We start from the raw sequence: 24,402 nt of genomic DNA on the forward strand, positions 1-24,402 counted from the left end.
CACACCAAATGAACTGTAGGAGCGAGCTTGCTCGCGATGGTCGTTAACGATAACGCGTGTTTACTGGCTAAACGCGGCGCCCTTGAGTCCATCGCGAGCAAGCTCGCTCCTACACATTTTGTCAAACCACCAAATTATTCATTTCGCAATACTCTTCCCACTCGACACCCAACACCTCCGCGGCCTCTTTATGCAAAGCCAGGCGCGCAGCCTCGAACTCTTCAGGGGTCGATGTATATTTGAGCGACAGCTCCCATGGCTGCAGACCCTGGGCTTCTGCTTCATCTTCGAACGCCCACTGGATCTGGTCTTTCTGATCGTCGGCCGTCAGGTCCTTGATCTCTTCCAGTAACTCGGGCGAATCCAGCACGTACTGCTTGAGGGCTTCCTCGTGTCTGGCTTCCTGGCTCAATTCTTTAACGGTCATGTTGTTCTCGCTGATCTGGGGAATGGAAGATGGATCTGGATCATCAAGGATCTCTCTGACGCAAAAAACCGTTGGCAGCCCGGTTTGTCTGGCCTTCAGAACCATTCGGGATCATCTGAAAACAGGGTGTCGCTGGTGCCCGAGACAGGAATTGAACCTGCGACCTTCGCGTTACGAGTGCGCTGCTCTACCAACTGAGCTACACGGGCAGTGCGCTAAACCTAGCACTGACCAATGAGTCAGGCAACGTGGGCGAGTCGCTCTTTTCCAACATAAATCAAAAGATCGCAGCCTTCGGCAGCTCCTACAGTGATTTGGTGTAGGAGCTGCCGAAGGCTGCGATCTTTTGATTTTACTGCGTACAGCAAAACGCCCCGAACCAGTCGGGGCGTTTGCTGTTCAGCAGTTAAGCGCGGGTGTATTTAAACGCCCGAAGCCTTGGCAGCTGCTACGTCTTTGATGGACAGCTTGATACGGCCGCGGTTATCCACGTCCAGTACCAGTACTTCCACTTCCTGGCCTTCCTTCAGAATGTCGGTCACTTTCTCTACGCGAGCGTCGCTCAGCATGGAGATGTGCACCAGACCGTCCTTGCCCGGCAGGATGTTGACGAATGCGCCGAAGTCGACGATGCGCTCAACCTTACCCACGTAGATCTTGCCGATTTCTGCTTCAGCGGTGATGCCCAGAACGCGCTGACGTGCAGCTTCAGCAGCTTCCTTGGTTTCGCCGAAGATCTTGATCGAGCCGTCGTCTTCGATGTCGATCGAAGCCTTGGTCTCTTCACAGATCGCACGAATGGTCGCGCCGCCTTTACCGATGACATCACGGATTTTGTCGGTGTCGATTTTCATCGCGATCATGGTCGGAGCGTTTTCCGACAGTTCGGTACGCGACTGGCCAATGATCTGGTTCATCTGACCGAGGATGTTCAGGCGCGCTTCCAGGGCTTGGCCCAGAGCGATTTCCATGATTTCTTCGGTGATGCCTTTGATCTTGATGTCCATCTGCAGCGCGGTCACACCTTTGGCGGTACCGGCTACTTTGAAGTCCATGTCGCCCAGGTGGTCTTCGTCACCCAGGATGTCGGTCAAGATGGCGAATTTCTCGCCCTCTTTAACCAGACCCATGGCGATACCGGCAACCGGTGCCTTCATCGGAACGCCAGCATCCATCAGGGCCAGGGAAGCGCCGCAGACCGAAGCCATGGAGCTCGAACCGTTGGATTCGGTGATTTCCGACACAACACGAATGGTGTACGGGAACACGTCGGCAGCAGGCAGCATGGCTGCAATCGAACGGCGGGCCAGACGGCCGTGACCGATTTCGCGACGACCAGCGCCCCCCATGCGACCACACTCACCTACCGAGAACGGAGGGAAGTTGTAGTGCAGCATGAACGGGTCTTTTTTCTCGCCTTCCAGGGTGTCCAGCAATTGTGCGTCACGGGCGGTACCCAGTGTTGCAACAACCAGAGCCTGGGTTTCGCCACGGGTGAACAGTGCCGAACCGTGGGTCTTTGGCAGAACACCGACTTCGATGTTCAGAGGACGTACGGTCTTGGTGTCGCGGCCGTCGATACGTGGCTTGCCATTTACGATGTTTTCGCGAACGGTACGGTATTCGATTTCGCCGAAAGCAGCTTTGACTTCGCTGGAGGAAGGCTGACCTTCTTCACCGGACAGTTTGGCAACCACCTGGTCCTTCAACTCACCGAGGCGAGCGTAACGGTCGGCCTTGATGGTGATGGTGTAGGCCTGGGAGATCGCGTCGCCGAACTCGGCACGGATAGCGCCCAGCAGAGCGGTGGCTTCTGGCTGTGGAGCCCAGGTCCAGGTTGGCTTGGCGGCTTCAGCAGCCAGTTCTTTAACAGCGTTGATCACAACCTGGAACTCGTCGTGAGCAAACAGTACTGCGCCCAACATCTGGTCTTCGGTCAGCTCTTTGGCTTCCGATTCAACCATCAACACGGCTTCCGAAGTACCGGCAACGACCATGTCCAGGCTCGAAGCTTTTTGTTGCTCGTAAGTCGGGTTCAGCAGGTAGCCGGTGCTTTCGTGGAACGCAACGCGTGCAGCGCCGATCGGGCCATCGAAAGGAATGCCGGAGATCGCCAGCGCAGCCGAGGTACCGATCATCGCAGCGATGTCCGGATCGGTCTTCTTGCTGGTGGAAACGACGGTGCAGACAACCTGCACTTCGTTCATGAAGCCTTCCGGGAACAGCGGACGGATCGGACGGTCGATCAGTCGGGAAGTCAGGGTTTCTTTCTCGGAAGGACGGCCTTCACGCTTGAAGAAACCGCCAGGGATCTTGCCGGCAGCGTAAGTCTTTTCCTGGTAGTGAACAGACAGAGGGAAGAAGCCCTTGCCTGGATCGGCTTGCTTGGCACCGACTACGGTCACCAATACGCTGACGTCGTCGTCAACGGTGACCAATACTGCGCCGGAGGCCTGACGGGCGATACGGCCAGTCTCGAGGGTAACGGTCGACTGACCGAACTGGAATTTTTTGATTACCGGGTTCACGGTGTCCTACCTTCTTTTGTGGCTCTTGGGGAACTGGTTTCTTGCGAAATTCTTGGGCAATGTCGGGAATCGGCCCAACGCCTGTCCAGGGTAAAACGTGTATCCAGATAAAACTTGAGGCTGGGAGCCTGCCATGCGCCAACGGGAAACCCGCTGACGCACGACAGACAACCAACCTCTAGCGCAATCGCTTATTAGCGACGCAGACCCAGGCGACCGATCAGAGTCTGATAGCGACCCAGATCCTTGCCTTTCAGGTAGTCCAGCAGCTTACGGCGCTGGTTTACCATGCGGATCAGACCACGACGGGAGTGGTGATCTTTACCGTTGGCCTTGAAGTGACCTTGCAGCTTGTTGATGTTGTGGGTCAGCAGTGCAACTTGCACTTCTGGCGAACCGGTGTCACCAACAGCTTGCTGGTAGTCAGCTACGATTTGAGCTTTTTCTTGAACGTCGAGAGCCATGAGGCAATCCTTTTATCAGGAAACTGTTTCAGAAAAACAGTTTCAACAGGCCAGGGACAAATCCCTGTATCTAAAAATGAGTAGTGACCGTGCCTGTTAACAGCCACCCTCGTTCGGTCATTCTGACCGAATCAGTCGACGTGGCGCGATGCGCCCGTCTTCGCTCACTTCACCGATACCGATGAAGCGACCATTGTGATCTTGTACCCGCACCATACCGAACTTCGGTGCATCCGGGGCACGTACCGGCTGGCCGTTTAGCCAGTAGAACGAGCTGTGCTCCGAGAACTGCAACAGGGGCCAATCCAGCAGGCCACTGTCCGATGGCATCAGGAAGCGATCGACCGCTTCGTTGCCGCCTTCGGCATGTACTGCTTCCAACTCTTCCAGGGTGACCGTCTGGGCCAGCGTGAAAGGCCCGGCCTGGGTACGTCGCAGTTCTGCAACGTAAGCGCCACAACCGAGTTGTTCACCAATATCCTCCACCAGGGTGCGGATATAGGTGCCTTTGCTGCAATCCACCGCAAGCCGCGCAGTATCACCTTCGAAGGCCAGCAATTCCAAGCGCGCAATAGTAACAGAACGCGGTTCGCGCTCCACTACTTCGCCTGCACGAGCCAGCTTGTACAGGGGTTGCCCGTCACGCTTGAGCGCCGAGTACATCGGTGGTATCTGACTGATTTGCCCACGAAATTTCGGCAGTGCAGCCTCGACATCGGTGCGACCAACGGTCACCGGACGCTCCTGCAAAACTTCGCCCTCGGCATCCGCCGTGGTCGTGGTTTTGCCCAGTTGCGCCAGGGTTTCATAAGCCTTGTCGGAATCGAGCAGGTATTGCGAGAACTTGGTGGCCTCACCGAAGCACAACGGCAGCACGCCGGTGGCCAGCGGATCAAGACTGCCGGTGTGCCCGGCCTTCTCGGCGTTGAGCAACCAGCGGACCTTCTGCAGGGCCGCATTGGAGGTGAACCCCAACGGCTTGTCGAGCAAGATGATGCCGCTGACGTTACGACGGATACGTTTGACCTGAGCCACCGATTACTCCTTGGTGTCTTCGGCGTCTGCCGCAACCGGATGCTGGTTGTCTTCAGCCACTGCGCGCTCGATCAAGGCCGACAGATGCGCGCCGCGCACGACGCTTTCGTCGTAGTGGAAGTGCAACTGTGGAACGCTGCGCAGCTTCATCTCGCGAGCCAATTGCATGCGCAGGAAGCCGGCGGCCGAGTTGAGCACCTTGATGCTTTGCGCGATGTCTTCGGCGCTGTCCTGTCCCATCACAGTGATGAAAATCTTGGCGTGACCAACGTCACGGCTGACTTCCACAGCGGTAATGGTGACCAGGCCGACACGCGGGTCTTTGACTTCACGACGGATCAGTTGTGCCAGCTCACGCTGCATTTGATCGCCGATACGTTGGGTACGGCTGTATTCTTTTGCCATGTCTTGTTACCTGTTACTGCCTCACGGTGAAACCCGTGGGGTCTGAAAGCGGCAAACGCCCGGCCTGACAAAAGCCAGACCGGGCGTTGCGTTTAGAGTCCTGACGCCGTGCCGCGCACTTGCATGCAGCGGCTCGCCGTGGCCCTTGAAGTGCGCGAGTTAGAGGCTGCGAGCAACCTGAACCTTCTCGAAGACTTCGATCTTGTCGCCGACTTTGACGTCGTTGTAGCTCTTCACGCCGATACCGCATTCCATGCCGGCACGTACTTCGGAAGCGTCATCCTTGAAGCGGCGCAGGGATTCCAACTCGCCTTCGAAGATAACGATGTCTTCACGCAGTACACGGATTGGACGGTTACGGTGAACAACACCTTCGATAACCATGCAACCAGCGATCGCGCCAAACTTCGGCGAACGGAACACGTCACGCACTTCGGCGATGCCCAGGATGTTCTCGCGAACGTCGCTGCCGAGCATACCGGTCAGGGCTTTCTTGACGTCTTCGATGATGTCGTAGATCACGTTGTAGTAACGCATATCCAGACCTTCCTGCTCGACGATCTTGCGAGCACCGGCATCGGCACGCACGTTGAAGCCAAACAGTACAGCGTTGGAGGCCAGTGCCAGGTTGGCGTCGGATTCGGTGATACCACCGACACCGCCACCGACCACACGCACTTGAACTTCGTCGTTACCCAGGCCATTCAAGGCACCGTTCAACGCTTCCAGCGAACCACGGACGTCGGATTTGAGGACGATGTTGAGCGTCTTCTTCTCTTCCTGACCCATGTTTTCGAAGATGTTTTCCAGCTTGCCGGCGTGAGCACGAGCCAGTTTGACTTCGCGGAACTTGCCTTGACGGAACAGAGCCACTTCACGGGCTTTCTTCTCGTCGGCAACCACGCTCATCTCGTCGCCAGCGTCCGGGGTACCGTCCAGGCCGAGGATCTCGACAGGGATGGCTGGACCGGCTTCCTTGATTGACTTGCCGTTCTCGTCGAGCATGGCGCGAACGCGGCCATAGTTCGAACCGACCAGTACCATGTCGCCTTGACGCAGGGTACCGTCTTGAACCAGAACGGTCGCAACCGGGCCACGGCCCTTGTCCAGACGCGATTCAACCACAACACCACGGCCAGGAGCCGAAGGCGTAGCCGTCAGTTCCAGAACTTCGGCTTGCAGTAGAACAGCTTCGAGCAGTTCGTCGACACCAGTACCCATCTTCGCCGAAACCGGTACGAATGGTGTGTCACCACCCCACTCCTCCGACGTCACGCCGTGAACCGACAGTTCGCTACGGATGCGATCGAGATCAGCGCCCGGCTTGTCGATTTTGTTCACCGCAACAACCAACGGAACGCCAGCAGCCTTAGCGTGCTGAACGGCTTCGATGGTCTGCGGCATCACGCCGTCGTCCGCTGCAACCACCAGGATCACAATGTCGGTCGCCTTGGCACCACGGGCACGCATGGCGGTAAACGCGGCGTGACCAGGGGTATCGAGGAACGTCACCATGCCACGGTCGGTTTCAACGTGGTATGCACCGATGTGCTGGGTAATGCCGCCGGCTTCGCCCGCTGCAACCTTGGCACGACGGATGTAGTCGAGCAGGGAAGTCTTACCGTGGTCAACGTGGCCCATTACGGTCACGACTGGCGCACGGGAAACAGCCTCGCCTTCAAACTTCAGGGACTCGGCCAGGGAATCTTCCAGGGCGGTGTCGCTGACCAGGGTCACTTTGTGGCCCAGCTCTTCAGCAACCAGTTGAGCAGTTTCCTGATCAAGTACCTGGTTGATAGTCGCTGGAGTACCCAGTTTGAACATGAACTTGATGATTTCAGCAGCCTTGACCGACATCTGCTGGGCCAGATCGCCCACAGTGATGGTCTCGCCGATCTTCACTTCGCGCACGACAGGGCCGGTTGGGCTCTGGAAACCGTGGGCGTTGCGCTTTTTCAGCTTGGCCTTGCCGCGACCACCACGACGGAAGCCATCGCTTTCTTCGTCGGTAGTACGTGGGGCTACGCGTGGAGCAGGCGCTTTTTCCTTGACCGAAGCACGATGCGGAGCGTTTTTGCGCTCGCCATCACCACTACCGCGACGATTGTTATCGTCGGCACGTGGCTTGTCCGGACGGCGCTGTTCGTCACGCTTGCGCGCATCGGCAGCCGGTGCGGCAGCTACAACCGGCGCGCTTTCACGCACAGGTTCGGCCACTGCAACAGGGGCGGCAGCAACAGGTTCGGCTGGAGCGGTCGGCGCAGCAGCAGGCTGGCGACGCGCTTCTTCGTCGGCGCGACGCTTGGCTTCTTCTTCAGCCTTCTGACGTGCAGCATTTTCTACTGCGCGACGTTCATCCAGTTCACGCTTGCGCTCGGCTTCGATTTCTTCCGGGCTGCGCTGTACGAAGACTTTCTTCTTGCGTACTTCAACGCTGATGCTTTTGCTGCCAGCAACACGCAGGGTGCTGGTGGTTTTACGCTGCAGCGTGATCTTGCGTGGTTCTTCCACTTTCGCCTTGTGGCTGCTTTTCAAGTGAGTCAGCAACGATTGCTTCTCACTGTCAGTCACATGTTCTTCGGCGGCGGTGTGCGGCAGACCTGCCTCACGCATCTGCTGCAACAGGCGCTCTACCGGTGTTTTGACCTCATCGGCCAGTTGTTTCACCGTGACTTGCGTCATGCACTTCTCTCCTCAGGCCGCGCCTAATTACTCGAACCAGTGGGCTCGGGCGGCCATGATCAACTTGCCGGCACGATCATCGTCAATGCCGTCGATGTCGAGCAGGTCGTCAATAGACTGCTCGGCCAGGTCTTCGCGGGTAATTACGCCGCGCACCGCCAGTTCCATCGCCAAATCCTTGTCCATACCCTCAAGCGAGAGCAGGTCTTCGGCCGGATGGGCGTCTGCCAGCTTTTCCTCAGTAGCGATGGCTTTGGTCAACAAACGATCCTTGGCACGAGCGCGAAGCTCGTTGACGGTGTCTTCGTCAAAGCCGTCGATGTTGAGCATTTCTTCCAACGGTACGTAGGCAATCTCTTCCAGGCTGGTGAAGCCTTCATCTACCAGCACCTGCGCCAGGTCTTCGTCGACTTCCAGCTCGTCGATGAAGTTGCGCAGGATGTCGCCGGTTTCTGCTTGCTGCTTAGCCTGGATGTCCGATTCGGTCATCACGTTCAGGGTCCAGCCAGTCAACTGGCTAGCCAGACGCACGTTCTGACCACCGCGACCAATGGCCTGAGCCAGATTGTCTGCGCCAACGGCGATGTCCATTGCATGGGCATCTTCGTCAACGATAATTGCCGCAACCTCAGCCGGGGACATGGCGTTGATTACGAACTGAGCCGGGTTGTCGTCCCACAGGACGATATCAACACGCTCACCACCCAACTCACCCGACACTGCCTGGACGCGCGAACCGCGCATACCGATGCAAGCGCCTTGCGGGTCGATGCGTTTGTCCTTGGAGCGAACGGCGATCTTGGCACGCGAACCCGGATCACGGGAGGCGGCCATTACTTCGATCAGGCCTTCAGCGATTTCCGGCACTTCGATGCGGAACAACTCGATCAGCATTTCCGGCGCGGTACGCGACAGGATCAGCTGCGGGCCGCGGTTCTCGGTGCGGATTTCCTTGAGCAGCGCACGCAGACGCACGCCAACCCGGAAGGTTTCGCGAGAAATGATGTCTTCACGAGCCAGCAACGCTTCGGCGTTGTTACCCAGGTCGACGATCACGTTGTCGCGGGTCACTTTTTTCACGGTGCCGGAGATGATTTCACCCAGGCGCTCGCGATAAGCGTCAACAACCTGAGCGCGCTCGGCTTCGCGAACTTTCTGCACGATGACTTGCTTGGCAGTCTGTGCAGCAATGCGGCCGAACTCGATCGATTCGATCTTCTCTTCTACGACGTCACCAACCTTGGCACCAGGATGCGTTTCAGCAACCTTGCTCGGCCAGGTTTCGATGGCCGGATCGTCCAGGTCTGCTTCTTCGACGACCGTCCAGCGACGGAAAGTCTCATAAGCACCGGTGTGGCGATTGATTTCCACACGCAGATCAACTTCGTCCTCGAAACGTTTTTTGGTAGCAGTGGCCAGAGCCAGCTCCAGCGCTTCAAAAATTACGTTTGCCGGTACGCCCTTTTCATTGGATACCGACTCAACAACCAGCAGTACTTCTTTGCTCATCGTACGCCTCGCCTTTCGCAAGCCATTGGATCCGCGGGATCCGCGTCTCAGTCAAAACTGGGAATAATGTTGGCCTTGTCGATCATATCGATCGGCAACAGGAACTCATGGTCTTCTACCTGCACCACGACATCCTGCTCTTCTACACCGCGCAGAAGGCCCTGAAAGTTGCGTCGACCTTCAAAAGGCGAGCGCAGCTTGATCTTCACTTGTTCACCGGCAAATTTTGCAAACTGCTCAATAGTGAACAGCGGGCGTTCCATGCCAGGCGAGGAAACTTCGAGGGTATATTCAACGGAGATTGGATCTTCAACATCCAGAACACCGCTGATCTGACGGCTGACAATGGCACAATCGTCCACCAGCACACCGCCCTCTTTATCGATATAAACGCGCAACATTGAGTGGCGACCTTGAGCCGAAAACTCAATACCCCAGCATTCATAGCCTAGGGCCACGACCACCGGGGCCAGCAAGGCCTGCAACTCTTCTAGCTTGCTCGACACCTGAACCCCCTCGTGCATGTATGTGCATGCTTTGCAAAATAAAAAAATGGGCGAAACGCCCATCCTTGAAACGCCGTCGAACAGCGGCGTTGAAAGTGTCCAGCTAACAAAAAGCCCCTGAAAAGGGGCTCCTTAAACTGGTTGCGGGGGCCGGATTTGAACCGACGACCTTCGGGTTATGAGCCCGACGAGCTACCAGACTGCTCCACCCCGCGACAAAGCTGGGGCGGAAGTATACGACCGATCCCTGACAGGGTCAATGTAACCTTCCACCTGCAAGAAAGCCCGCAACAGCGGGCTCTCCTGACTAATTGGTACCGAGAAGGGGACTCGAACCCCTACACCCTATGGGCACAACCACCTCAAGGTTGCGTGTCTACCAATTCCACCACCTCGGCAATACTACGTTTAAACCCTTCTTATTTCTGCTCTTGAGCTGGAGGCACGTCAGTCGCTGGAGAAGCCGACTTTTGCTCTTGAAGCACCGGAACATCATCAGAAGCCGGTTGTTGCTTTGGAACTTCCAAAACCGCTGGGTTTGGGAGACCTACTTGAGTCAGCTGGTGAGCTTTCTCTTTAGCAAAGTAACCTAACCCCAAGCTGGTTATGAAAAAACCTGCGGCGAGTATAGCAGTAAACTTACTAAGAAAGGTAGCAGAACCTTGGCTTCCGAAGACAGTATTTGAAGCACCTGCTCCGAAAGACGCACCAGCGTCCGCACCCTTACCCTGCTGCAGCAATACCAGAGCGACTACGCCCAATGCACCCAGCAGATGAAAAACGACTACGACTGTTTCCAGCATTTTTTCAGTTTCCCGCGGCGCGACAAATCGCACCGAACTCATCTGCATTCAGGGAAGCTCCACCAATGAGCCCCCCATCGATATCCGGCATGCCGAACAGTTCGACCGCATTGGCCGCCTTCACGCTGCCGCCGTATAGAAGCCGCGCGCCTTGCGCGACTTCAGAATTCTCTGCCGCCAACTGAGCGCGGATGGCTGCATGCACATCCTGCGCCTGTTGCGGCGAAGCAGTCAGCCCGGTGCCAATGGCCCAGACCGGCTCGTAAGCAATAACTGCATTTGCAAAGACGCCGACACCTAGCTCCTCGATGATGCTGCCCAGCTGACGCCCGACAACCTCAAGAGTTTTACCGGCTTCACGCTGCTCCAGGGTTTCCCCTATGCACAACACCGGAATCAAGCCACATGCCTGCGCCGCTGCGAACTTGCGAATCAGCACTGCGTCCTGCTCACCCATTATCTGGCGGCGCTCGGAGTGCCCGACAAGTACAAAGGAACAGCCTGCATCCACCAACTGACTCGGCGAAATCTCGCCGGTCAATGCGCCTTGCCCGGTTTCCACCGCAGAGTTCTGCGCGCCGACCGAAATCGACTTTCCTTCCAGGCTATCAATCACTTGATTGATATGCAGGCAAGGTGGGAATACCGCTACATCAACACCGCTCGGCAAGGCCAAATGACGAAGGCCGTTAATCAGCTCAGCGACGCTGGCGCGGGTACCGTGCATCTTCCAGTTACCAGCTACCATAGGGCGACGCATGCTGTACCTCGTCGGTCAAAGTGGGCGCAGATGTTACCCAACACAATCAAGGCTGGCAAGCCGAATTCAGGCAGAAACTTCAGTTACCAGTTTTGCCAACTCTTCGGCATAGCCGCGCACCAGTGTTTCGTCTTCACCTTCGACCATGACGCGCACCAATGGCTCGGTTCCGGACTTGCGCAACAGCACCCGTCCGCGACCCGCCATGGCCTTGGTCACGCGCTCGCTGGCCTCCTTGACCGACGGATGATCAAGAGGACTCGCACCACCGCCGAATCGCACATTGATCAGCACTTGCGGGCACTTGCGTAGCGCCTGACGCGCTTGCGCCAACCCTTCCGAGCGAGTCTTGAGCGCCATCAACACCTGCAGCGCAGCAATGATCGCATCACCGGTCGTGGTGTGATTGAAGCAAACGATATGCCCCGAATTTTCACCACCCACCAGCCAATTGCGCTCCAGCAGATCAGCAATGACATAACGGTCGCCAACATTGGCGCGCACAAATGGAATCGCCAGATCCGCCAGGGCCAACTCCAACCCCAGGTTGCTCATCAACGTACCGACCACGCCGCCCTTCAGCAGGTCACGCTCATGGAGGTCGCGGGCAATGATGAACAGCAGATCATCACCATCGACGATGGTACCCGTGTGATCGACCATCAGAACGCGATCGCCATCACCGTCGAACGCAATACCCAGATCGGCGTGCTCAGCCAGCACAGCAGCCTGTAACTGCCCCATGTGAGTCGAGCCGCAATTGTCGTTGATGTTCAATCCGTTGGGCTGCGCAGACAGGACGACAACTTCGGCGCCCAACTCACGAAACACACTAGGCGCTACCTTGTACGTCGCGCCATGAGCGCAGTCGATTACGATTTTCAGGCCGGAAAAGCTGGTGCCGGTCGGCACACTACTCTTACAGAATTCAATGTAACGACCCGAAGCATCGTTGATTCGCGAAACCTTACCGATCTTGCTCGACTCAACCACAGTCATCGGCGTATCGAGCAACTCTTCGATCATATGCTCGACTTCATCCGGTAGTTTGGTGCCTTTGCCGGAGAAAAATTTGATGCCGTTGTCGTCATGAGGATTGTGCGAAGCACTGATCACAATGCCAGCTTCGGCATGGAAGGTACGCGTCAGGTAGGCGATGGCCGGTGTCGGCATCGGGCCCAGGAGCATGACGTCAGCGCCTGCCGACGTCAGCCCGGCCTCAAGTGCCGATTCGAACATGTATCCGGAAATCCGAGTGTCTTTGCCTACCAAAACCTTGCAGGCGCCCATCTTTCGGAAGGCCATGCCAGCAGCCCAACCGAGCTTCAACATGAAGTCAGGAGTAATCGGATACTCACCGACACGACCACGAATGCCGTCGGTGCCAAAGTATTTTTTAGTCATAAGTGTGCTCCATCATTCTTATTCGGCTGATTCCACTGCGGCGATCATCCTCACCACGTCGACTGTTTCGGCGACATCATGGACGCGCAATATACGCGCTCTCTTGTGCGAAGCCAGCGCAGCGAGAGCGAGCCCGCCATACAAGCGCTCACCCACCGGGCGACTCAGTGCCTGACCTATCATGCTCTTGCGCGAAACACCAACCAGCAGGGGTCGCCCCAAGGCATGCAAGGCTTCCATATGCTTGAACAAGCTTAAATTGTGTTGCAGGGTTTTGGCGAAGCCAAAGCCCGGGTCAAGAATGATCCGCTCAGCCGCAATTCCAACCGCCGCACATTGAGCCATACGCTCAGCGAGAAACTCACCCACTTCTTTCGTTACGTCCTGGTAATGCGGATTGTCTTGCATGTCGCCCGGCTCGCCAAGCATGTGCATCAGACAGACCGGCAAACCGGTTGCCGCCGCCGCATCCAGTGCCCCTTCACGGCGCAGTGAACGCACGTCGTTGATCAACCCAGCACCCAGTCGTGCGGTTTCGCGCATGACGGATGGCGTGGAAGTATCCACCGAGATGATCACATCCAGCTCTCGGTGAATGCGTTCGACGATTGGTGCAACGCGCTCCAGCTCTTCCAGCGGCGAAACCGCCCTGGCACCCGGGCGCGTAGATTCACCACCCACATCGATCAGTGTCGCGCCCGCCGCCACCATGGCTTCGGCGTGACGCAAGGCCGCATCAAGCTGGCTGTATTGACCGCCATCGGAAAAAGAATCGGGAGTGACATTAAGAATGCCCATGACGTGCGTCTGGGCCAAATCAAGAACCCGGCTGCCGCAAGGCAACCGGGTTGAGGACTGAACAGAAGTCATTTCAAACCTTAAACGTCAGCAGCCGGGCCGCCGATAGGTGTTTGCGGACGCTCATCCTGCACTACCGGAGGTGTTCCGGAAGTGCCGGTGCCACCCGACCAGTCGCGAGGCTCGCGAGGTGGGCGTCCCGCCATGATGTCGTCGATTTGCTCGGCATCAATCGTTTCGTACTTCATCAAGGCATCAGCCATGGCGTCGAGCTTGTCGCGATTATCCGTGAGGATCTGCTTCGCCGTGCCGTAGCACTGATCAATGATACTGCGCACTTCGGAGTCGATCAGCTTGGCTGTTTCGCCGGAGAAGCTTGCACTCTGACCACCACCGCCACGACCGAGGAACACTTCACCTTCCTCTTCGGCATACATCAGCGGACCGAGTTTTTCCGACAAGCCCCACTTGGTCACCATGTTTCGCGCAATCTGGCTGGCACGCATGATGTCGTTGGAAGCACCTGTGGTAACGCCATCGAAGCCAAGGGTCATTTCTTCAGCGATACGACCGCCGTACAGCGAACAGATCTGACTGATCAATGCGCGCTTGGACAGGCTGTAGCGATCTTCTTCCGGCAGGAACATGGTCACACCCAGCGCACGACCGCGAGGGATAATCGAGACTTTGTACACCGGATCATGCTCAGGCACGACGCGGCCAACAATGGCATGGCCCGCTTCGTGATATGCAGTGTTCTGCTTTTCTTTTTCGGACATGACCATGGATTTGCGCTCGGCACCCATCATGATCTTGTCTTTTGCCAGTTCGAACTCTTTCATCTCGACGATGCGTTTGCCGGCACGGGCGGCGAACAACGACGCTTCGTTCACCAGGTTAGCCAGGTCAGCACCGGAGAAACCAGGGGTACCACGAGCAATCACGGCCGGAGCAACGTCGTCACCCATTGGCACTTTGCGCATGTGGACCTTGAGAATCTGCTCGCGACCACGGATATCCGGCAGACCAACCACAACCTGACGATCGAAACGACCCGGACGCAGCAGCGCAGGGTCCAGTACATCAGGACGGTTGGTTGCAGCAATCACGATGATGCCGTCATTCATTTCGAAGCCGTCCATCTCTACCAGCAACTGGTTGAGAGTCTGCTCGCGCTCGTCGTGACCACCGCCCATACCGGCACCGCGGTGGCGACCGACGGCGTCAATTTCATCGATAAAGATGATGCATGGAGCGTGTTTCTTGGCCTGTTCGAACATATCGCGAACACGGCTCGCACCGACGCCGACGAACATCTCGACGAAATCGGAACCGGAAATGGTGAAGAAAGGCACTTTGGCTTCGCCGGCAATTGCCTTGGCCAGCAAGGTTTTACCGGTACCCGGTGGCCCCACCATCAGCACGCCGCGCGGAATACGACCACCCAGGCGCTGGAACTTGCCCGGATCACGCAGGAACTCGACCAGCTCCCCGACTTCTTCCTTGGCTTCGTCGCAACCGGCAACGTCAGCCAGGGTGGTTTTCACCTGATCTTCAGACAGCAGGCGCGCCTTGCTCTTGCCGAAACTCATCGGCCCGCCCTTGCCTCCGGCGCCGCCCTGCATCTGCCGCATGAAGAACATGAACACGGCAATGATGACCAGAATCGGGAAGCTTGCGACCAGGAGTTGAGTCCAGATGCTTTGCTGCTCAGGCTGCTTGCCTTCGACCACGACGTGGTTATCCACCAGGTCGCCGATCAGGCCATTGTCCTGGATTGCCGGACGAATGGTCTTGAAGCTATCGCCATCGTTGCGCTTGCCGGTAATCACGTAGCCATCAACTGCCACGCGCTCGACCTTGCCATCCTTGACCTGCTGGATGAAGTCGGAATAGTTGAGGGTCTGCGGCTCGTTAGGGCTGGAGAAGTTGTTCATCACCGTCACCAGGACAGCCGCGATGATCAACCACAGGATCAGATTCTTTGCCATATCGTTCAATTAACTACCCTCTGAAGCAAGCTCCGCTAATGGCGCGCGCTTCGCATGATATTCACCGGCCTAACTTACTACATTACCTACAACTCTGGCAGGCGCCGTCTGTAACCCTTTGTGAAACACTTCCTACACAATATTCGCTATTTCTTACAGGGCGAAATACGAAAATCCTATCGCCCCGCAAGAAAACCGCATTTTATTCACTACGGCCGCGGTAACCCCAAGCCAGCATGTATTGCTCGCGAGAACTGCCACGGGAAGAGTCCGGCTTGATCATCTGGACCTTGTCGAATTTCTGACGAGCGTCCTTCACGTAAGCATCGAACCCTTCGCCCTGAAAAACCTTGATCACGAAATTACCACCCGGCTTGAGTATCCGAGCCGCCAGATCAAGCGCCAGCTCGCAAAGAAACATGGCTTTTGGCATGTCCACTTCAGGCGTACCACTCATATTGGGGGCCATATCGGAAATCACAAGGTCCACCTGCGAATTACCCACGGCCTCAAGGATCTGGGCGAGCACTTCGTCCCGGGTAAAGTCACCCTGGATGAAAGTCACGTCCGGAATGCTGTCCATTTCCAGGATGTCCGAGGCGATCAGACGACCCTGACCACCGATCAGCCGGCTGGTGACCTGCGACCAGCCACCAGGCGCCGCACCCAGGTCGACAACGCTCATACCAGGACGGATCAGCTTGTATTTCTCCTGGACCTCCAGAAGTTTGTAACTCGCACGCGAGCGGTAGCCATCCTTCTGCGCCTGCTTCACATAGGGATCGTTGACATGTCTTTTCAGCCAACCAAGGCTTGTCTTGGAACGCGCCATTGGGCACCTCGATGATAAGGGTCGTGATTAATTGGGCGGATCCACGAGCCCTCGGGTAAAATGGCCGCCATTTTACAGAATCCAGACGAAAGGGTCAGATTATGCCGCTCACTCAAGAGCAGAAGAAACAGTACAAATCCATCGGCCACCATCTGAAACCAGTTTTGATTGTGGCGGACAACGGTTTGACTGAAGGTGTGTTAGCCGAACTTGAACGCGCTTTGGCGGATCACGAGCTGATCAAAATCAAGCTCAACATCCTCGATCGCGAGTCGCGCCTGGCGTCCATTGCAGAACTGTGCAAGGTTGGCAAAGCGGACCTGGTTCAGGTCATCGGCAAGATGGCACTGATTTACCGCAAGAACTTCAGCGTCAACAAGCAGCTGTCGAACGTCCATCGTTTCAAGTGACGGCAAGGGTCAAGGGTGTGCTTCGCGCACCCTGCCACTCCATCCCGGCACTGGCTGCAACACCAGCACCAGCCCGGAAAAACCCAGAACCAGATAACTGAACACCTGCCAGCGCTCCGCATCCGGCCAGACGATACGCACGACGAAGTACATCACACACGCGTACAGCGCCATCAACAGCAACTGCCCGCGAATATCGCGCCATAGACTGGCAAGGCCCTCGGCCTGAACCAGCACCAAAGCCTGAAAAACCACACACGCTGCGGCGAATCCCACCATCAGCGCATTCAGCATGCCTGCAATTTCATCGATCAGCAGCGGCGCCAGGCCAATTCGCCCCAGCACCGGCAGCAAACCGATATGTAACAACCACAGGCCACCGACCCATAACATCTGAGTCAGTTGCCAAAGCATCGCGCCCGCACGAAGCGGGCGCCTGCTTTTAGATGTGACGAACTTCGACAATCTCGTACTCGATAACGCCACCAGGCGTTTTCACAGCAACCACATCACCCTCTTCCTTGGCAATCAAGGCGCGGGCAAGTGGCGAACCGACAGAGATCTTGCCGAGTTTAAAGTCAGCCTCGTCCTCACCCACGATGTGATAAGTGACGCGCTCATCAGTCTCGACGTTGGCGATTTCAACGGTCGTGCCGAAAATCACTTTACCGGTGTGAGGAATAGTCGTGACATCAATAACGACCTGATTCTGAATCCGGCCTTCGATGTCACGGATCCGCGCCTCGACCATGCCTTGCTGCTCACGAGCAGCGTGGTATTCGGCGTTTTCCTTCAAGTCACCCAACTCGCGGGCCGTACCGATATCCTGGCTGAGCTTCGGACGTACGACCTTGGTCAGGTGAGCGTGCTCCTCTTCCAGGGCTTTGGCGCCCTGGACGGTCATTGGGTATTTGATCATGCCTTCAATCCTGCGTGTAGATCCTGCAAGCGGCGCACGGTCTTCTCGGGACCGAACTTCAGTGCTTCGCAGATAGCTTCGCCAGCAGCAATGGTGGTGGTGCAGTAGATCTTGTGCTGCAAGGCGTTGCGACGAATGGAATAGGAGTCCGCGATCGACTGACGACCTTCGGTGGTGTTGATGATCAGAGTGACCTCGTCATTCTTGATCATGTCGACCACGTGTGGACGCCCCTCAGTCACTTTGTTCACGCGGCGCACTTTCAGGCCAGCCGCCTCAATCAGCTTGGCAGTACCGGCAGTGGCAACCACTTCGAAGCCCAAGTTGATCAGATCTCGGGCCACGCCTGCAACCAGCGGCTTGTCGTCATCGCGCACGCTGATGAACGCAGTACCGCCGGTCGGCAATACTTCGCTAGCGCCCATTTGTGCTTTGGCGAACGCTTCACCGAAGGTGTCGCCAACGCCCATCACTTCACCGGTCGACTTCATCTCTGGGCCGAGGATCGGGTCAACACCTGGGAATTTGGCGAATGGGAACACCGCCTCTTTCACGCTGTAGAAATTAGGAATGATTTCCTTGGTGAAACCGATTTCCTTCAGGGTTTTACCGGCCATGACGCGAGCTGCGATCATCGCCAGGGAAACACCGATGCACTTGGACACGAACGGCACGGTACGCGAAGCGCGCGGGTTGACTTCGATGACGTAGATGTCGTCGCCTTGCAGCGCCAACTGAACGTTCATCAGGCCGACCACGCCCAGCTCCAGGGCCATTTTCTTGACCTGTTCGCGCATCTCGTCCTGGATGTGCAATGGCAGCGAGTACGGTGGCAGCGAGCACGCGGAGTCACCGGAGTGAACGCCAGCCTGTTCAATGTGCTGCATGATCGCGCCGATCACTACATCAGTGCCATCGCAGACCGCATCCACGTCCATTTCGATGGCGCAGTTAAGGAAGTGGTCCAGCAGCACCGGGCTGTCGTTGGATACTTTTACCGCATCACGCAGGTAGCGCTTGAGTTCTTCTTCTTCGTAAACGATTTCCATCGCACGACCGCCCAGTACGTAGGACGGACGCACCACCAGCGGGTAACCGATCTTGGCGGCGGCACGAATCGCTTCGTCTTCGCTGCGCACGGTGGCGTTTGGCGGCTGACGCAGGTTCAGGCGCTGGACCATTTGCTGAAAACGCTCACGGTCTTCGGCACGGTCAATGGCGTCTGGGCTCGTACCGATGATCGGCACGCCAGCGGCTTCCAGTGCACGCGCAAGCTTCAGCGGGGTCTGGCCGCCGTACTGGACGATGACGCCTTTTGGCTTCTCGACGCGGACGATTTCCAGCACGTCTTCCAGGGTAACCGGTTCGAAATACAGGCGATCAGAAGTGTCGTAGTCAGTGGAAACGGTTTCCGGGTTGCAGTTGACCATGATGGTCTCGTACCCGTCTTCGCGCAGGGCCAGTGCCGCGTGTACGCAGCAGTAGTCGAACTCGATGCCCTGGCCGATACGGTTAGGACCGCCACCCAGGATCATGATCTTGTCGCGACCCGATGGCGCCGCCTCGCACTCCTCCTCGTACGTCGAGTACAAGTAAGCAGTATCCGTGGCGAACTCGGCAGCGCAGGTGTCGACGCGCTTGTAGACCGGGTAGATTTCCAGCTTGTGGCGGTGAGCGCGCAGGCTCTTTTCGGTCACACCCAGCAGCTTGGCCAGACGCTGATCGGAGAAGCCCTTGCGCTTGAGGCGGAACATCAGGTCTTTGTCGATAGCCGACAGACCCAAAGTCTTGACCTTCTCTTCTTCCTTGATCAGGTCTTCGATCTGCACCAGGAACCAAGGGTCGATCATGTTCATGCCGAAGATGTCTTCGACGGACAGGCCGGCGCGGAAGGCGTCCGCCACGTACCAGATACGCTCGGCACCCGGCACGGTCAGTTCGCGCTTGAGCACGCTCATGCTTTCCGGATTGCTGAGGTCGAGCTTCTCGTCCAGGCCGCAAACACCCACTTCCAGGCCACGCAGGGCTTTCTGCAGGGATTCCTGGAAAGTCCGGCCGATGGCCATGACTTCACCGACCGACTTCATCTGAGTGGTCAGGCGTGCGTCAGCTTTCGGGAATTTCTCGAAGGCGAAACGTGGAAGCTTGGTGACGACATAGTCGATCGACGGTTCGAAGGACGCCGGGGTTTTACCGCCAGTGATGTCGTTCGACAGTTCGTCGAGGGTGTAGCCAACGGCCAGCTTGGCCGCGACCTTGGCAATCGGGAAGCCAGTGGCCTTCGAAGCCAGTGCCGACGAACGCGATACACGCGGGTTCATCTCGATGACGACCATGCGACCCGTGTCCGGGCAAATGCCGAACTGGACGTTGGAACCGCCGGTTTCCACGCCGATCTCACGCAGTACCGCCAAGGAGGCGTTACGCATGATCTGGTATTCCTTGTCGGTCAGGGTCTGTGCTGGCGCCACGGTGATCGAGTCACCGGTGTGCACACCCATCGGGTCAAAGTTTTCGATGGAGCAGACGATGATGCAGTTGTCCTTCTTATCGCGGACAACCTCCATCTCGTACTCTTTCCAGCCGATCAGCGATTCGTCGATCAGCAGCTCTTTGGTCGGCGACAAGTCCAGACCACGAGCGCAGATTTCTTCGAACTCTTCACGGTTGTAAGCGATGCCGCCACCAGTGCCGCCCATGGTGAAGGACGGACGGATGATGCATGGGAAGCCGAGCTTCTCAAGGACCGCATTGGCCTCTTCCATGCTGTGGGCGATACCGGAACGCGGGCAGTCCAGGCCGATGGATTTCATGGCCTTGTCGAAGCGCGAACGGTCTTCAGCCTTGTCGATGGTGTCGGCGTTAGCGCCGATCATCTCTACGCCGAACTTCTCCAGAACGCCTTCGCGCTCCAGATCCAGTGCGCAGTTCAGAGCAGTCTGGCCGCCCATGGTCGGCAGCAGCGCGTCCGGACGCTCTTTCTCGATGATCTTGGCAACGGTCTGCCACTTGATCGGCTCGATGTATGTAGCGTCAGCCATGTCCGGGTCGGTCATGATGGTCGCTGGGTTGGAGTTCACCAGGATGACGCGGTAACCCTCCTCGCGCAGGGCTTTACAGGCCTGGGCGCCGGAGTAGTCGAATTCGCAGGCCTGGCCGATAACGATCGGGCCAGCGCCAAGAATCAGGATGCTTTTAATGTCTGTACGTTTTGGCATGGGTTTGTCACTCAAATCCGCAGGTCAGTCGGCAAGCCGTCTTGTTCAATCTCTGAAGACTTGAGGGGGCCGCCGTTGTCGGGACCACCCTCAAGCTTTGCAACATCAAGGCGAGCGATCAGCGTCGCTTGGCCATCTCGTTGATGAAGCGATCAAACAATGGCGCTACGTCGTTCGGGCCAGGGCTGGCTTCAGGGTGACCCTGGAAGCTGAAGGCGCTCTTGTCGGTACGCTCGATACCTTGCAAGGTGCCATCGAACAGCGATTTGTGGATCGCACGAACATTGGCTGGCAGCGTTGTTTCATCTACCGCGAAACCGTGGTTCTGGCTGGTGATCATCACAACGCCGGTGTCCAGATCCTGCACCGGGTGGTTGGCACCGTGGTGGCCGTGACCCATTTTCAGGGTCTTGGCGCCGGAGGCCAGGGCCAGCAGCTGGTGACCGAGGCAGATACCGAAGACCGGAATCTCGGTTTCCAGGACATCCTTGATCGCCTGGATCGCGTAGTCGCAAGGCTCCGGATCGCCAGGGCCGTTGGACAGGAACACGCCGTCCGGCTTCATCGCCAACACATCAGCAGCAGGCGTCTGGGCAGGCACCACGGTCACGCGGCAACCGCGCTCGACCAACATGCGCAGGATGTTCACTTTGACGCCGTAGTCGTAGGCAACCACGTGGTACGGCAGCTCGGACGCATCGATAGTCGCATGACTGTCGGTTTTCAGATCCCAGACTGTCGAACGCCATTCGTAGGTGTCTTTGGTGCTGACGACTTTCGCCAGGTCCATGCCTTTCAAACCAGGGAAACCCTGGGCGGCAGCGATGGCGGCTTCTTCGGAGATGTTGTCACCGGCCATGATGCAGCCGTTCTGCGCGCCTTTCTCACGCAGGATGCGCGTCAGGCGGCGAGTGTCGATACCGGCGATTGCCACAACGTTGTTGGCTTTCAGGTAGTCGGACAAAGACATCGTATTACGCCAGTTGCTCGCAACCAGTGGCAGGTCACGGATGACCAGGCCAGCGGACCATACGCGGTTCGACTCGGCGTCTTCCGGCGTGGTGCCAGTGTTGCCGATGTGCGGGTAAGTCAGGGTAACGATCTGTTGGGCGTAGGAAGGATCAGTAAGGATTTCCTGATAGCCGGTCATTGCGGTGTTGAACACCACCTCACCAACGGTTTGACCGTCGGCTCCAATGGCTTCGCCGCGAAAAATGCTGCCATCAGCAAGGGCGAGTATGGCTGGCTTAGTCAAGAAGACCTCCCGTAAATAAAGCCTGAAAGGGCGATCGCAGGCTGTAAAAAAGCGGAGTGACGTATGGACACGTCACCCCGCTTCTTCACTGAATTATTCTGCGCGCTTTTAGTGGACACACTAAAGCTGTAGCTTACAGAAAAAGGCATTTTTGGTCTACCGCCAATGAGCCCGAAAGGCCGGAGAATGCGACAGGTCGTCGCTTGGCGGAGCAAAATCGGGCTCAAACGGCATGTTTGAACCCGATTTCGGGCGCATCTTAACGCAGATCGAGCACGTCTTGCATGTCGTAGAGGCCGGGCTCACGACCATCCAGCCACAACGCGGCACGCACCGCACCCTTGGCGAATGTCATGCGACTCGATGCCTTGTGCGTGATTTCCAGACGCTCACCTTCACAGGCGAACAGCACCGTGTGATCACCCACCACATCACCACCGCGAACAGTGGCAAAGCCGATGGTTTCACGCTCACGCACACCGGTGTGACCTTCACGCCCGTAGACCGCGACCTTTTGCAGATCACGATCCAGCGCGCTGGCGATCACCTCACCCATGCGCAGGGCAGTACCAGAAGGCGCATCGATCTTGTGCCGATGGTGAGCCTCGATGATTTCGATATCCGCATCATCGCCCAACACTCGAGCTGCCATATCGAGCAATTTCAGCGACAGGTTCACACCCACGCTGAAGTTGGCAGCGAACACGATCGGAATGTCTTTGCCCGCCTCGGCCAGCAACTGCTTTTGCGCCGCATCCAGCCCTGTCGTGCCAATAACCATGGCCTTGCCCGCCTTGCGGCAGAACGCCAGGTTTTTCAACATGACTTCCGGCAAGGTGAAATCGATCAGTACATCGAACTCATCCGCCACCGCATCCAGATTTCCGGACAACGGCACGCCGATTCGCCCCAGCGAAGCCAATTCACCGGCATCCACACCAATCAGCGTGCTACCAGGGCGGACGATGGCTGCCGTCAAACCGGTGAGCGGCGCGCGCTGCTGCACCGCCTCGATCAAAATCTTACCCATGCGCCCGGCAGCGCCCATCACAGCTATACGTCGCATGACGACTCCTTACAGATCGCCGAAGAAGCGTTTCACGCCTTCGAACCAACCAGTGGTTTTCGGAGAATGGCTGTTGTCGTCCGCCAGCGAACTGCGGAACTCTTCAAGCATCTCACGCTGACGACGGCTCAGGTTGACCGGGGTTTCGACCGCCACACGGCACATCAAGTCACCTGCACCACCACCGCGCACCGGCGCAACACCCTTCCCGCGAACACGGAACTGCTTGCCCGTCTGGGTCCCTTCAGGGATTTTCAGTTTGACCCGACCATCAAGGGTCGGAATCTCCAGCTCGCCACCCAGCGCAGCATCGACAAAACTAATGGGCACTTCGCAGAACAGGTGCTTGCCATCACGCTGGAAGATCGAGTGCTCGCGCACATTGATCACCACGTACAGGTCGCCAGTCGGGCCACCCTGAGCGCCAGCCTCGCCTTCGCCGGACAGGCGAATTCGGTCGCCGGTATCGACACCGGCCGGCACTTTCACCGACAGGGTTTTGTATTCTTCGACACGACCTTCACCGTGGCAGGAATCGCACGGATCGGAAATGATCTTGCCCTGGCCATGGCAGCGTGGGCAGGTTTGCTGCACCGAGAAGAAGCCTTGCTGCATACGCACCTGACCGATACCGCCGCACGTCGGGCAAGTCACCGGAGAGGAGCCTTTCTTGGCACCAGAGCCATCGCACGGCTTGCAGTTGACCAGCGTCGGAACGCGGATATTCACGGTCGTGCCGCGCACCGCTTCTTCCAGATCCAACTCCAGGGTGTAGCGCAGGTCGCTGCCGCGCTGAGCGCCGCCACGGGAACCACCGCGACCGCCACCAAAGAAGTCACTGAAGACATCGCCAAAGATATCGGAGAAGTTCTGGCCGCCGAAACCGGCACCGCCGCCACCCATGCTCGGATCAACACCAGCATGGCCGTACTGGTCGTACGCTGCGCGCTTGCTGGAATCGGACAGCACTTCGTAGGCCTCGTTGGCCTCCTTGAACATATCTTCCGACGCTTTGTCATCGGGATTACGGTCCGGGTGATGCTTCATCGCCAGGCGACGGTAGGCCTTTTTCAGGTCCGCCTCGCTTGAGCCTCGCTCAACACCCAATACTTCGTAATAGTCACGCTTTGCCATAATTCTTTTGCACTCTTGAGGACGTTCGGCAAACCTCTCCTGAGCCTCGCCAAACTCGTTGAGCCCCAATACAGGCCCGGACCCAACTCACGTCAATTCAACGATCCTGGTCTTTGTTTCTATGTGGCACTTTCGGCTCGGAAAGCAGGAGCATTCCCGACCATGCCGGCAGCAGGCGAACGTTGTCGCATGCTGTAAAAATTCGCTTACTCCAGACACGCCAACGCGGGAGCAAGCTCCCGCGCGGCGACATCCT

General features: G+C 57.3%; 21 protein-coding genes and 3 tRNA genes. 1 reads left to right on the forward strand and 23 read right to left on the reverse strand.

Annotated features, from left to right (window positions below):
- Positions 1 to 121 precede the first annotated feature (121 nt).
- From KUF73_RS25325 to rlmE, 17 genes are all read right to left on the reverse strand, one after another.
- On the reverse strand, positions 122 to 427 hold the full coding sequence (locus KUF73_RS25325; RefSeq protein WP_218440734.1) for a DUF6388 family protein: 306 nt from the start codon (positions 425 to 427) through the stop codon (positions 122 to 124).
- Between the two features lie 133 nt (positions 428 to 560).
- Positions 561 to 636 (reverse strand) — tRNA-Thr (locus KUF73_RS25330).
- 213 nt (positions 637 to 849) lie between these two features.
- Positions 850 to 2,955 carry a polyribonucleotide nucleotidyltransferase gene (pnp, locus tag KUF73_RS25335; protein ID WP_007942868.1) on the reverse strand — a complete coding sequence of 702 codons (2,106 nt, stop codon included), beginning with the start codon at positions 2,953 to 2,955 and terminating at the stop codon, positions 850 to 852.
- Positions 2,956 to 3,149: 194 nt separating this feature from the next.
- The gene (rpsO, locus tag KUF73_RS25340) at positions 3,150 to 3,419 is read right to left on the reverse strand and encodes a 30S ribosomal protein S15 (RefSeq protein ID WP_003177875.1); all 270 of its coding nucleotides are present in this window, start codon (positions 3,417 to 3,419) and stop codon (positions 3,150 to 3,152) included.
- 117 nt (positions 3,420 to 3,536) lie between these two features.
- The gene (gene truB / locus KUF73_RS25345) at positions 3,537 to 4,454 is read right to left on the reverse strand and encodes a tRNA pseudouridine(55) synthase TruB (RefSeq protein ID WP_218440735.1); all 918 of its coding nucleotides are present in this window, start codon (positions 4,452 to 4,454) and stop codon (positions 3,537 to 3,539) included.
- A gap of 3 nt (positions 4,455 to 4,457) precedes the next feature.
- Positions 4,458 to 4,859, reverse strand: coding sequence for a 30S ribosome-binding factor RbfA (rbfA, locus tag KUF73_RS25350; RefSeq protein ID WP_218440736.1), 402 nt, complete (start codon positions 4,857 to 4,859; stop codon positions 4,458 to 4,460).
- 159 nt (positions 4,860 to 5,018) lie between these two features.
- On the reverse strand, positions 5,019 to 7,541 hold the full coding sequence (gene infB, locus KUF73_RS25355) for a translation initiation factor IF-2 (RefSeq protein ID WP_218440737.1): 2,523 nt from the start codon (positions 7,539 to 7,541) through the stop codon (positions 5,019 to 5,021).
- A 27-nt stretch (positions 7,542 to 7,568) separates the two neighbouring features.
- Positions 7,569 to 9,050, reverse strand: coding sequence for a transcription termination factor NusA (gene nusA, locus KUF73_RS25360; protein ID WP_008057419.1), 1,482 nt, complete (start codon positions 9,048 to 9,050; stop codon positions 7,569 to 7,571).
- Positions 9,051 to 9,097: 47 nt separating this feature from the next.
- Positions 9,098 to 9,556, reverse strand: a complete 459-nt coding sequence (gene rimP / locus KUF73_RS25365) for a ribosome maturation factor RimP (protein ID WP_038843818.1) — start codon at positions 9,554 to 9,556, stop codon at positions 9,098 to 9,100.
- Between the two features lie 138 nt (positions 9,557 to 9,694).
- Positions 9,695 to 9,771, reverse strand: a tRNA-Met gene (locus tag KUF73_RS25370).
- A gap of 97 nt (positions 9,772 to 9,868) precedes the next feature.
- Positions 9,869 to 9,954 (reverse strand) — tRNA-Leu (locus tag KUF73_RS25375).
- 21 nt (positions 9,955 to 9,975) lie between these two features.
- Positions 9,976 to 10,359, reverse strand: a complete 384-nt coding sequence (gene secG, locus KUF73_RS25380) for a preprotein translocase subunit SecG (protein WP_218440787.1) — start codon at positions 10,357 to 10,359, stop codon at positions 9,976 to 9,978.
- A 4-nt stretch (positions 10,360 to 10,363) separates the two neighbouring features.
- Entirely contained in the window at positions 10,364 to 11,119 is a 756-nt protein-coding gene (tpiA, locus tag KUF73_RS25385; protein WP_218440738.1) for a triose-phosphate isomerase, read from the reverse strand.
- 66 nt (positions 11,120 to 11,185) lie between these two features.
- Positions 11,186 to 12,523, reverse strand: coding sequence for a phosphoglucosamine mutase (glmM, locus tag KUF73_RS25390; protein ID WP_218440739.1), 1,338 nt, complete (start codon positions 12,521 to 12,523; stop codon positions 11,186 to 11,188).
- A gap of 18 nt (positions 12,524 to 12,541) precedes the next feature.
- Positions 12,542 to 13,393 carry a dihydropteroate synthase gene (gene folP, locus KUF73_RS25395; protein ID WP_218440740.1) on the reverse strand — a complete coding sequence of 284 codons (852 nt, stop codon included), beginning with the start codon at positions 13,391 to 13,393 and terminating at the stop codon, positions 12,542 to 12,544.
- Positions 13,394 to 13,401: 8 nt separating this feature from the next.
- Complete coding sequence (gene ftsH, locus KUF73_RS25400) at positions 13,402 to 15,312, reverse strand: ATP-dependent zinc metalloprotease FtsH (RefSeq protein WP_218440741.1); 1,911 nt, start codon at positions 15,310 to 15,312, stop codon at positions 13,402 to 13,404.
- Between the two features lie 202 nt (positions 15,313 to 15,514).
- Complete coding sequence (rlmE, locus tag KUF73_RS25405; protein ID WP_218440742.1) at positions 15,515 to 16,144, reverse strand: 23S rRNA (uridine(2552)-2'-O)-methyltransferase RlmE; 630 nt, start codon at positions 16,142 to 16,144, stop codon at positions 15,515 to 15,517.
- Between the two features lie 101 nt (positions 16,145 to 16,245).
- Between rlmE and KUF73_RS25410 the strand changes: the two genes are divergently transcribed.
- On the forward strand, positions 16,246 to 16,554 hold the full coding sequence (locus KUF73_RS25410) for a YhbY family RNA-binding protein (RefSeq protein ID WP_007942889.1): 309 nt from the start codon (positions 16,246 to 16,248) through the stop codon (positions 16,552 to 16,554).
- Positions 16,555 to 16,563: 9 nt separating this feature from the next.
- On the opposite strand, the gene KUF73_RS25415 is transcribed toward KUF73_RS25410, so the two are convergent.
- From KUF73_RS25415 to dnaJ, 6 genes are all read right to left on the reverse strand, one after another.
- Positions 16,564 to 16,968, reverse strand: coding sequence for an MFS transporter (locus KUF73_RS25415; protein ID WP_218440743.1), 405 nt, complete (start codon positions 16,966 to 16,968; stop codon positions 16,564 to 16,566).
- Between the two features lie 28 nt (positions 16,969 to 16,996).
- The gene (greA, locus tag KUF73_RS25420) at positions 16,997 to 17,473 is read right to left on the reverse strand and encodes a transcription elongation factor GreA (RefSeq protein WP_218440744.1); all 477 of its coding nucleotides are present in this window, start codon (positions 17,471 to 17,473) and stop codon (positions 16,997 to 16,999) included.
- Positions 17,470 to 20,691 carry a carbamoyl-phosphate synthase large subunit gene (gene carB, locus KUF73_RS25425; RefSeq protein WP_218440745.1) on the reverse strand — a complete coding sequence of 1,074 codons (3,222 nt, stop codon included), beginning with the start codon at positions 20,689 to 20,691 and terminating at the stop codon, positions 17,470 to 17,472. Before carB ends, greA begins: the two co-directional genes overlap by 4 nt.
- A 118-nt stretch (positions 20,692 to 20,809) precedes the next feature.
- Positions 20,810 to 21,946 (reverse strand): glutamine-hydrolyzing carbamoyl-phosphate synthase small subunit, encoded by a 1,137-nt coding sequence (carA, locus tag KUF73_RS25430; RefSeq protein ID WP_218440746.1) that lies wholly within the window; start codon positions 21,944 to 21,946, stop codon positions 20,810 to 20,812.
- Positions 21,947 to 22,205: 259 nt separating this feature from the next.
- Complete coding sequence (gene dapB / locus KUF73_RS25435) at positions 22,206 to 23,012, reverse strand: 4-hydroxy-tetrahydrodipicolinate reductase (protein ID WP_218440747.1); 807 nt, start codon at positions 23,010 to 23,012, stop codon at positions 22,206 to 22,208.
- Positions 23,013 to 23,021: 9 nt separating this feature from the next.
- Complete coding sequence (gene dnaJ / locus KUF73_RS25440) at positions 23,022 to 24,146, reverse strand: molecular chaperone DnaJ (RefSeq protein WP_116260296.1); 1,125 nt, start codon at positions 24,144 to 24,146, stop codon at positions 23,022 to 23,024.
- Between the last annotated feature and the right edge of the window lie 256 nt (positions 24,147 to 24,402).

The sequence above is a fragment of the Pseudomonas sp. PD9R genome (genome assembly GCF_019200975.1).
Classification (GTDB): domain Bacteria; phylum Pseudomonadota; class Gammaproteobacteria; order Pseudomonadales; family Pseudomonadaceae; genus Aquipseudomonas.